This is a genomic window from Butyricicoccus sp. (genome assembly GCF_050872565.1).
Classification (GTDB): domain Bacteria; phylum Bacillota; class Clostridia; order Oscillospirales; family Butyricicoccaceae; genus Butyricicoccus_A.
Window position 1 is genome coordinate 1 of sequence record NZ_JBNMHC010000059.1, and the last position, 8,789, is coordinate 8,789.

Annotated in this window: 7 protein-coding genes; all 7 read right to left on the reverse strand. The window is 49.7% G+C overall.

What is annotated here, in order from left to right; all coding sequences use genetic code 11:
* Positions 1 to 309: 309 nt before the first annotated feature.
* Genes tyrS through ACR0P9_RS04200 form a run of 7 tightly spaced genes read right to left on the reverse strand, consistent with a single transcriptional unit; the run spans position 310 to position 7,946 of the window.
* Entirely contained in the window at positions 310 to 1,536 is a 1,227-nt protein-coding gene (gene tyrS / locus ACR0P9_RS04170; RefSeq protein ID WP_432617606.1) for a tyrosine--tRNA ligase, read from the reverse strand.
* Between the two features lie 47 nt (positions 1,537 to 1,583).
* Positions 1,584 to 3,269, reverse strand: a complete 1,686-nt coding sequence (gene recN / locus ACR0P9_RS04175) for a DNA repair protein RecN (RefSeq protein ID WP_432617608.1) — start codon at positions 3,267 to 3,269, stop codon at positions 1,584 to 1,586.
* Between the two features lie 13 nt (positions 3,270 to 3,282).
* Entirely contained in the window at positions 3,283 to 3,735 is a 453-nt protein-coding gene (locus ACR0P9_RS04180) for an arginine repressor (RefSeq protein WP_432617610.1), read from the reverse strand.
* 13 nt (positions 3,736 to 3,748) lie between these two features.
* Positions 3,749 to 4,639 carry an NAD(+)/NADH kinase gene (locus tag ACR0P9_RS04185; protein ID WP_432617612.1) on the reverse strand — a complete coding sequence of 297 codons (891 nt, stop codon included), beginning with the start codon at positions 4,637 to 4,639 and terminating at the stop codon, positions 3,749 to 3,751.
* Positions 4,629 to 5,435, reverse strand: a complete 807-nt coding sequence (locus ACR0P9_RS04190) for a TlyA family RNA methyltransferase (RefSeq protein ID WP_432617614.1) — start codon at positions 5,433 to 5,435, stop codon at positions 4,629 to 4,631. Before ACR0P9_RS04190 ends, ACR0P9_RS04185 begins: the two co-directional genes overlap by 11 nt.
* Complete coding sequence (dxs, locus tag ACR0P9_RS04195; RefSeq protein WP_432617616.1) at positions 5,401 to 7,314, reverse strand: 1-deoxy-D-xylulose-5-phosphate synthase; 1,914 nt, start codon at positions 7,312 to 7,314, stop codon at positions 5,401 to 5,403. Before dxs ends, ACR0P9_RS04190 begins: the two co-directional genes overlap by 35 nt.
* Before the next feature lie 50 nt (positions 7,315 to 7,364).
* Positions 7,365 to 7,946: a hypothetical protein gene (locus ACR0P9_RS04200; protein ID WP_432617618.1), complete on the reverse strand. Its 582-nt coding sequence runs from the start codon at positions 7,944 to 7,946 to the stop codon at positions 7,365 to 7,367.
* Between the last annotated feature and the right edge of the window lie 843 nt (positions 7,947 to 8,789).

Here is an 8,789-nt window from a genome sequence, read left to right on the forward strand (position 1 = left end):
CCCTGTCGAATCACATCCATTGCCCGCTGTACCGCTTCTTGTTTTGTGATGGCATCGAATTTGACGCCAAGAATGGAAACCTTATTCACACACTCTTCCTCCTTTTGGGAGCGGATTTTTTGTCCAGTATTTGTTCTCAATGATTTATTATATCATAGCCCATACAAAAAGGGAAAGAAAAATCACGAAGATCTATATTTTCGGTCATTATATCAGTTCTATCCCATCGTTTCAACTATAATTCTGTAAACAAATTCATAAGAATGCCGCCCATCCCGTTTCCGGAAGAGCGGCATTTGTTTTTCGATATTACAGCGTTACCTTGCGGAAGGATTTCTTACCCTTGCGGATAATCATGCCATCTCCGGCAAATGCATCTGCGCCGTAGTCAGCATAAACATCGGTGACCTTCTCATCATTGATGGTCAAACCGCCCTGCTGGATGGTGCGGCGTGCTTCGCTCTTAGACTTAACCAGACCGGTCTTTACCAGCAGATCCATCGCGCCGATCTTGCCATCGGTCAGATCTTCTGCGGTCAGTGCTGTGGTCGGCATATCAGCAGAAGCGCCGCCGGAGAATGCAGCCTTTGCGGCATTCATTGCCTTCTCTGCTTCTTCCTTGCCGTGAACCATTGCGGTGATCTCGTATGCCAGACGCTCCTTCGCCTTATTCAGACCAGCACCTTCCAGCTTCTCGTACTCTGCAATCTCTTCCAGAGACATAAAGGTCAGCATCTTCATGACACGGATAACATCCGCATCATTGATGTTTCTCCAGTACTGGAAGAACTCATACGGAGAAGTCTTTTCCGGATCGAGCCATACAGCGCCCTTTTCGGTCTTGCCCATCTTCTTGCCTTCCGAAGTGGTCAGCAGGGTGAAGGTCAGGCCGTATGCATCATCCTTGCCGTCGACACGACGAATCAGGTCAGCGCCGTTGATGATATTCGACCACTGGTCATCGCCGCCCAGCTCCAGATGGCAGCCCATGGTGCGGTACAGATGCAGGAAGTCATAGCTCTGCAGCAGCATGTAGTTGAACTCGATAAAGCTCAAGCCCTTTTCCAGACGCGTCTTGAAGCACTCAGCCGTCAACATACGGTTGACAGAGAAATGAACGCCTACTTCGCGCAGGAAGTCCATGTAGTTGAACTTCAAAATCCAATCGGCATTGTTGAGCATGGTTGCCTTGTTGTCGTCAAAGTCGACCAGTCTGCGCATCTGCTTGCGGAAGCATTCTGCATTATGGTCAATCTGCTCCTTGGTCAGCATCTTACGCATATCGGTCTTGCCGGTCGGATCGCCGATCATGGTCGTGCCGCCGCCGATGAGGGCGATCGGATGATGGCCAGCCTTCTGTAAGCGAGACATAACAACCAGCTGCAAGAAGTGACCAACATGCAGCGAATCAGCTGTTGCGTCAAAACCAATATAGAATGCAGTCTGATGGTTATCCAGCAGATCGCGGACTTTTTCCTCGTTTGTGCACTGGGCAATTAAGCCACGTGCCTGAAGTTCTTCGTAAACTTGTGACATCGTTTTGAAACCCTTTCTGTTTGTTTATAAGCAAACCGATGATCCGGTTACTTTTTCTTGTTTGCCGCTGCCCGCTCCAAAAGCTCGGCAGCATTTTGCATGGAAAGCTCGGTGATGGCGTCACCGGACAGCATTCGCGCCAGCTCTCCCACGCGTTCTTCTTCATTCAGATTGAATACATCTGTGAATGTATATTCCTCTGACAATGATTTTTTTATCAGCAGATGATGGTCTCCCATCGCTGCCAGCTGCGGCAGATGTGTGACGCACAGCGTTTGCTTTCTGCGCGAAATCTCCCCCAGCTTGAGGGCAATCTTCTGCGCCGCTCTGCCGCTGACGCCGGTATCAATCTCATCAAAAATAAGTGTACCCACATCTTCCGTCTGCGTCAAGACATTTTTTATCGCCAGCATAATGCGGGACAGCTCACCGCCCGATGCAATCTTAGACAACGGCTTAACCGGCTCGCCCGGATTGGTCGAAATTAAGAAACGAACTTCGTCCATGCCATGCGGATTGAGCTTGGTCTGACTGGATACCTGAATGCTGATCCGCACTTTTGGCATATCCAGATCTTTCAGCTGTTCGACAATCTTTGCTTCCAATAATTCTGCCGCTTGACGGCGGTGTTTGGACAGTTCTCCGGCAATTTCCCGCGCTTTTGTCAGCGTCTGATGGTATTCTTCCATCATTTCATCCTTGCGGTCATCTGCATTCTCCAGCTCACCCAGTTCTTTAGAAGCCTTGTCATAGTATGCAAGCACTTCTTCGACTGTCGCGCCGTATTTGCGGCGCAAGCGATAGATGGTATCCAAACGCTCTTCTACTGCATCGCGTTCCTGCGGCGAGAAATCAACATCTGCCGCAAGCATCGCAACCGATGCTGCCAGATCCTCTACTTGATACCGGATTTCTTCCGCTTTCTGCGATAAATGATTCAAATCCTGAGACAGCGTTGCTACATCTGCCAGTTCATCCGCCGCCCGGGAAAGCAAATCCATAGCACCATCGTCTTCTTCGTTGCCGGAAAGCAGCTTGCTCGCCGCTTGCAGGGAATATGCCAATTGTCCGGCGTTTTCAAAAAACTGCCGCCGTTCCGTCAGTGTTTCCTCTTCCCCTGCTTTCAGCTCTGCTGCCGCGATTTCTTCCATTTGGTATCGCAGCATGTCAATGCGCTGTTCGCGCTGCTGGCCGCTTTTTTCCAGCTCGCGGATTTTACTGCGCAGGGTGTGCAGTTTGGCATACATCGGCCGAAACTGCTCCAGCAATGGTTCTGCCTCAAAAAAGCTGTCCAGAAAGTCAATGTGATATTCTTCCTGCATCAGCTTTTGTCCATCATGCTGACCGTGAATGTTAATCAAATACGGACTCAGCGTCTTAAGCACAGAGGCAGATACCGGGCGCATATTGACACGGCACACGCTGCGTCCTTCCGCGGACAATTCTCGCTGAATGCGAACGGTTCCGTCCTCTTCCGTGTCCAGTCCCAGCTCTTCCAGCTGTCGCTTCAGTGCCGGCGGAATATCCTCAAACACCGCGCTGACAAAGCCTTTTTTTGCACCGTTGCGAATGAGTTCTCGGCTGGTGCGCTGTCCTAAAATCGCGCCAATCGAATCAATGATAATGGATTTTCCGGCACCTGTCTCACCGGTCAGCACAGTAAATCCCGGCTGTAAGACAATATCTGCCTGTTCAATAATTGCAATATTCTCAATGTGAAGCAGGCTCAGCATATCGGCACCTCTTTTATTTCAAGTTTTTCTTGGTTGCTTCGCAAAATTCTACGGCGCTCTCGTTGTCTTTCATCGCGATGAATACCGTATCATCACCGCTGATCGACCCTAGCGCATTGGGCAGACGCATGGCATCAATCGCATTGGCTGCCGCCGGTGCCAATGCCGGAAATGTCTTAATCACGACAATATTTTGTGCAGCCGCCACACTGGTAACACATTCTCGGAAAATGTTCTGCAAGCGGCTCGCATAACTGTTTTCCGCTTCCTGCGTTGATGTCGCATAGCGATATTTTCCGGACGGAGACAGGATTTTAATGAGACGCAGTTCTTTGATGTCGCGGGAAACCGTTGCCTGTGTCGTCTCATAGCCCAACAGACGTAGGCGCGAAGAAAGCTCTTCCTGCGTCTCAATCTCATTGGTTTCAATGAGCTCCAGAATTTTTGCTTGGCGTTGAAATTTCATGATGATTCACCTTTTATACGCGCCGAATGGTCAGCTTTTCATTTAACAGCGAATAGAAGCTATTTCCCTTGACGCGAAGCAGCTGCGTGCAAAACGGAGCCTTGCGAATGGATACGCGGTCGCCGTCCATCAGTTCAAATCCTCTGCGTCCATCACAGGACACAAAAATCGTTGCATCGTTAAAAAATCGCGGTTCAATGCTGATTTCTCGATGCGGAGAATAGATATACGATTTCGCGTTTACTTCATGCGGACAAATCGGTACCACCGAAATATTTTCCGCAGACGGCTCGATAATCGGCCCTCCTGCCGCCAGCGAGTACGCCGTACTGCCCGTCGGTGTCGCAACAATGACACCGTCGCCATGCAGAGAACAGACCGCTTGATTATCGCAGAAAATGTCCAGCAGACTGATACGGAAAATCGAGCCGGTTTTGACAATGGCTTCGTTGAGTGCCATAGAACGATATACCAGCTGATCTCCGCGCGTGACATCGACATCCAGCATCATACGGTCATCAATGGTATAATTTCCTTCAAAAACACGCTGAATCATGCGGAATTCCGGAAACTCCACTTCGGTCATAAAACCGACATGTCCCATATTGACGCCGAAAATCGGCACATGATACGGTGCTGCATGTTGTGCCATCGAAAGAATCGTGCCGTCTCCACCGAGCACCACAATGAAGTCTGCTTCAATCATCGCCTTCTGCAAGGTATGCACGAGAAATCCATCGGTATCAATGCCGATCTCCAATGCACGCTCCGCCAGAATGACTTCTGCACCGAATTCCCGAATGACATCCGCCGCCTGCCGAACCGCCAAGCCCATGCCTTCTTTGCCGGTGTTCGGCCAGATCATGACTTTTTTAATTGGATGCTGTAAGCGTTCATTCGTCATGTTTATCTAATGCTCCATGTGCCTCTTCCACCAAGGCCGCCGTGTCAATGTCAGCATCTTCTCCATCTTTTCCGATGTATCCCAAAAATTCAATATTACCTTCCGGTCCCTTGATTGGTGAGAAGGTCAAGTTATAAATATGGAAACCTGCTTCGTGTGCATTTTCGACAAACGCGTTGAGTACGTCCAGATGAATTTCCGGCTCGCGTACGACACCCTTTTTGCCGACTTTGCCCTTGCCAGCTTCAAACTGCGGCTTAATCAGGCACGCAATGCGTCCATGCTCGTTTAACAGCTGTGCAACTACCGGCAGCACCAGCTTGAGCGAGATAAAAGACACATCAATCACGGCGAAGTCCGGGACATCATCCAGCATATCCGGTGTCACCTTGCGAATATTGGTTCGCTCCATACAAACGACACGCGGATCCTGTCTCAGCTTCCAGGCAAGCTGACCATATCCGACATCAATCGAATAGACTTTGCGCGCACCGCGCGTCAGCAGGCAGTCAGTAAAGCCGCCTGTCGATGCACCGATGTCCATCACGCACAGATCCTTCGGATCAATCTGAAAATAATTGAGTGCCTTTTCGATTTTCAGTCCGCCGCGGCTGACAAACGAATTGGTCTTTCCGCGGATTTCGATTTCGGCATCCTCTGGAATACTCATGCCAGCTTTGTCCGCTTTCTGATTGTTCACATAGACAATGCCGCTCATAATAATCGCTTTGGCACGCTCCCGGGACGGCACCATGCCTTTTTCAAACAGAAGAACGTCCAGTCTCTTCTTTTTCATGCTGTATAGCCTCCAAACAGGTCTTGGCAACTGTGTTGCCGTCTAAATGGTAATATTCATAAATCTGTCGCACAGCGCCTTGCGGAGCAAAGCTGCTGTCAGTATTGAACAGACGAATCCATTTCGTCTGCATCTGCTTCAATGCCAATTGTTCCGTCAATGCCTGACCGATGCCGCCTGCGTGCACAACGTCCTCAATAACTGCGACGCGCCCGCAGGTCTGTATATCCCGTAGCAGTTCCTCAGAAAAATCCGCGGTCAAGATATTGATTTTATACACTGCTGCGTGAATGCCGTGCTCTTGGAGCTGATCCGCTGCTTGCAATGCTTCATTTATCATAATTCCGTATGATATAAGTACCATATCGGTGCCCTTGCGCAGACAGGCTGCACTTTGTCCCTGCCAATGGTCCTCTTGATAGGTACCTTCTCCACCACGCGGATACCGCAGGGCAATCGGGCCTTCTGTGTGCGCAACGGCTGCTCGCAGCATACCGCGCAGCTCTGCATAACTCGACGGTGCGAGCAGCGTCATGTTCGGAATCTGACGCAGAAATCCCACATCAAACACACCGTTGTGTGTTGCACCGTCTTCTCCGACGATGCCCGCACGATCAATGCCCAAAATAATCGGCACGCGATCAATCGCTACATCGTGAATGAGTTGGTCATACGCTCGCTGCAAAAACGTAGAATACAGCGCGCAAACCGGCCGAAGTCCCTGCTTTGCCATACCTGCGGTCATGGCAACCGCATGTTCTTCCGCAATGCCGACGTCGAAAAATCGCTGCGGATACAGCTGAGAGAAGGTTCCTAACCCTGTACCGGACGGCATTGCCGCGGTAATCGCACAAATTTTCACGTCAGTCTTTGCTAAGCGCACCAATTCTTTGCCAAATTCTGTCGAAAAATTGGTCGCAGATTTTTTGAGCGGCTGACCGGTTCCGATATTGAATTTAGAAACACCATGATATTTATTCGGGTGTTGTTCTGCGTAGCTGTAGCCCTTGCCCTTCTGTGTCTTCACGTGAATCAGCACCGGCTTTTTCATGTCCTTTGCTATTTTCAGCAAATCGCAGACTGCAAGTACATCATGACCGTCTACCGGTCCCAAATAGGTAAAGCCCATCTGCTCAAACATAGAGCATTGCAGAACCATAGATTTTACCGCTCGTTTGGAACGGGAAATCCAATTTGCTGCCCGTTCCCCTACGCGGGAACGATCCAGCACTTGTTTGACATCCTGCTTCATGCGGATGTACTCCGGCTGTACGCGCAGATGCTGCAAATGACGGCTCATTGCGCCGACATTCTTATCAATGGACATATTATTGTCATTGAGCACAACAATGAGTGGTTCTTTGCTGGCTCCGGCAGAATTGAGCGCTTCATACGCCATGCCGCCGGTCAGCGCGCCGTCGCCAATGACTGCAACGACGGAATAATCTTCGCCTAGTAACGTGCGGGCGTGCGCCATGCCTTGCGCAACGGAAATCGAGCAGGATGCATGGCCGGTAATGCAAGCATCGTGTACTGATTCCGACGGCTTCAAAAATCCAGAAATACCGCCCAATTGACGCAGTTCACCGAACTGATCCTTTCGCCCTGTCAAAATCTTATGTGTATAGCACTGATGGCCTACATCAAAAATCAGACGATCTCGTGATGTATCAAAACAGCGATGCAGGGCTACTGTCAGTTCTACGACACCAAGATTCGACGCCAGATGTCCGCCGGTCTGAGAGACATGATCTAGCAAAAACTGCCGAATTTCTCCGCAAAGCTCATCCAATTGTTCTTTTGTCAGCGATCCCAGCATCGAGGGCAAATCGTCTCGATCCAAAAGACCATATCGCATCGTCTCTTTCTGCTTTTCCATCTCTTAACCCCAAATTCCAATAAGATGCCGCTGAAATCAGCGGCATCTGTTTATTTTTTCCATGGCAGGACCGATAACACACGACCGGTAAGAAACACAATATCTTCACTGTGAGAAATCGCAAACGTCTTGCCAATCGCCTTGCCGCCAATCGTCAGAGAAGATACGCAGCCTGTGATAATCAGCGATAGAATCACAGAACGCATATCGGTTCCATCCTGCGTCAGCCGTGTAATAATGACAGCACTTGTCGCGCCGGAAATAATGCCGGAAATATCTCCGACAACATCGTTGCAGAAGCTGCCGACCTTTTCTGCATTTCTTGCGATCCAAATCGCCTGCTTGGCGCCCTTGACGCGCCGCGCCGCCATAGAATGGAATCGCTTTTCCGTTGCAACCGTTGATGCGACACCAATAATATCAAAAAGGATGCCGAGTGCAATAAAGGCAAACAGAATGACAAAGGCAACGATATTGCCTACGCTCTCCAGTGCCCGCTTTGATGTGTACGACATGAGTACAGACAGAAAAAAGCTGGTTATGCTGATCGTTGCGATCCACCGCACGTTGACGGAATTGCCGCTCTGTTTCTGCTTTGTTTTCTTTTTCGGTTTACCTGTGTCACTGTCCAAGTGATCTGCCCTCCATATTCACGATGTTTGTATTTATTCTCTTCTAAATATTTTAAGATGAATTGCATAGTATGTCAAGCGATTTGGATTTCTTTCTGAATCTATGCCAAAAAGGCGCGAAAAAAGCGCCGCATTACCAGTAATGTTTCATTTCTGGCAACATAGCGCTTCTGTATGTTTATACAACGAGGGTGGCAGCAGGCAGAGTAAATCTTACGGCTTGAGGTTCGGTTGGATTTCCCCAGAGACGACCAACCGTTGCCAGTTGGCGGTTTCCCATTATGGTCTTTGCCGGGTCGTTACCGATTCCGGGACCGAATTGCCACTTAGTCCGTACTGCAATCCTCTGCCTGCCCAATTACGACAGTCTAGGCGATTTCCGCGACAGTCACTCCGATTCTTAGCCTCTTTTGCAAGGTAGGTTTCACGGGTCAATACAGGAGACGATCATGGCCATGACCACGCATCTGCGGACACCCGATCCCCCAGACTCACGCAAGGCAGGCTACGCTGCACACAGCGTCTTTGCAGTCAAAGCTGCATTCGCACCGCATTGCAGGTTTATTCCGATTCCGTAAAGAATCCATCAACCCGAAGGTGTATAGGTTCTCTACAGCAAACGGTCTCCACGGAAATAGGAACTATATTCCCATGCCATTGGGAAGCATCCTAAAACCTTAACCCCCAGCATCCACCCCAAACTGGGCGTAAGAAGCAAACACCAGGGACTTCATCGATGTGCCTTTCTACGGATTTTTAGGCCCGTCTTATGAGTCGAAGCGGCTGACTAGAATACTGCGCCACCGCGTATTACTTTACCATACCTTGTTTTCTTTTTGCAAG

What these genes read in the sequence shown, in the direction of transcription:
- recN (WP_432617608.1), bottom strand. Translation starts at nt 3,269, where the DNA reads ATGCTGAGCCTGCTTCACATTGAGAATATTGCAATTATTGAACAGGCA.
- ACR0P9_RS04180 (WP_432617610.1), bottom strand. Translation starts at nt 3,735, where the DNA reads ATGAAATTTCAACGCCAAGCAAAAATTCTGGAGCTCATTGAAACCAAT.
- ACR0P9_RS04190 (WP_432617614.1), bottom strand. Translation starts at nt 5,435, where the DNA reads ATGAAAAAGAAGAGACTGGACGTTCTTCTGTTTGAAAAAGGCATGGTG.
- ACR0P9_RS04185 (WP_432617612.1), bottom strand. Translation starts at nt 4,639, where the DNA reads ATGACGAATGAACGCTTACAGCATCCAATTAAAAAAGTCATGATCTGG.
- dxs (WP_432617616.1), bottom strand. Translation starts at nt 7,314, where the DNA reads ATGGAAAAGCAGAAAGAGACGATGCGATATGGTCTTTTGGATCGAGAC.
- tyrS (WP_432617606.1), bottom strand. Translation starts at nt 1,536, where the DNA reads ATGTCACAAGTTTACGAAGAACTTCAGGCACGTGGCTTAATTGCCCAG.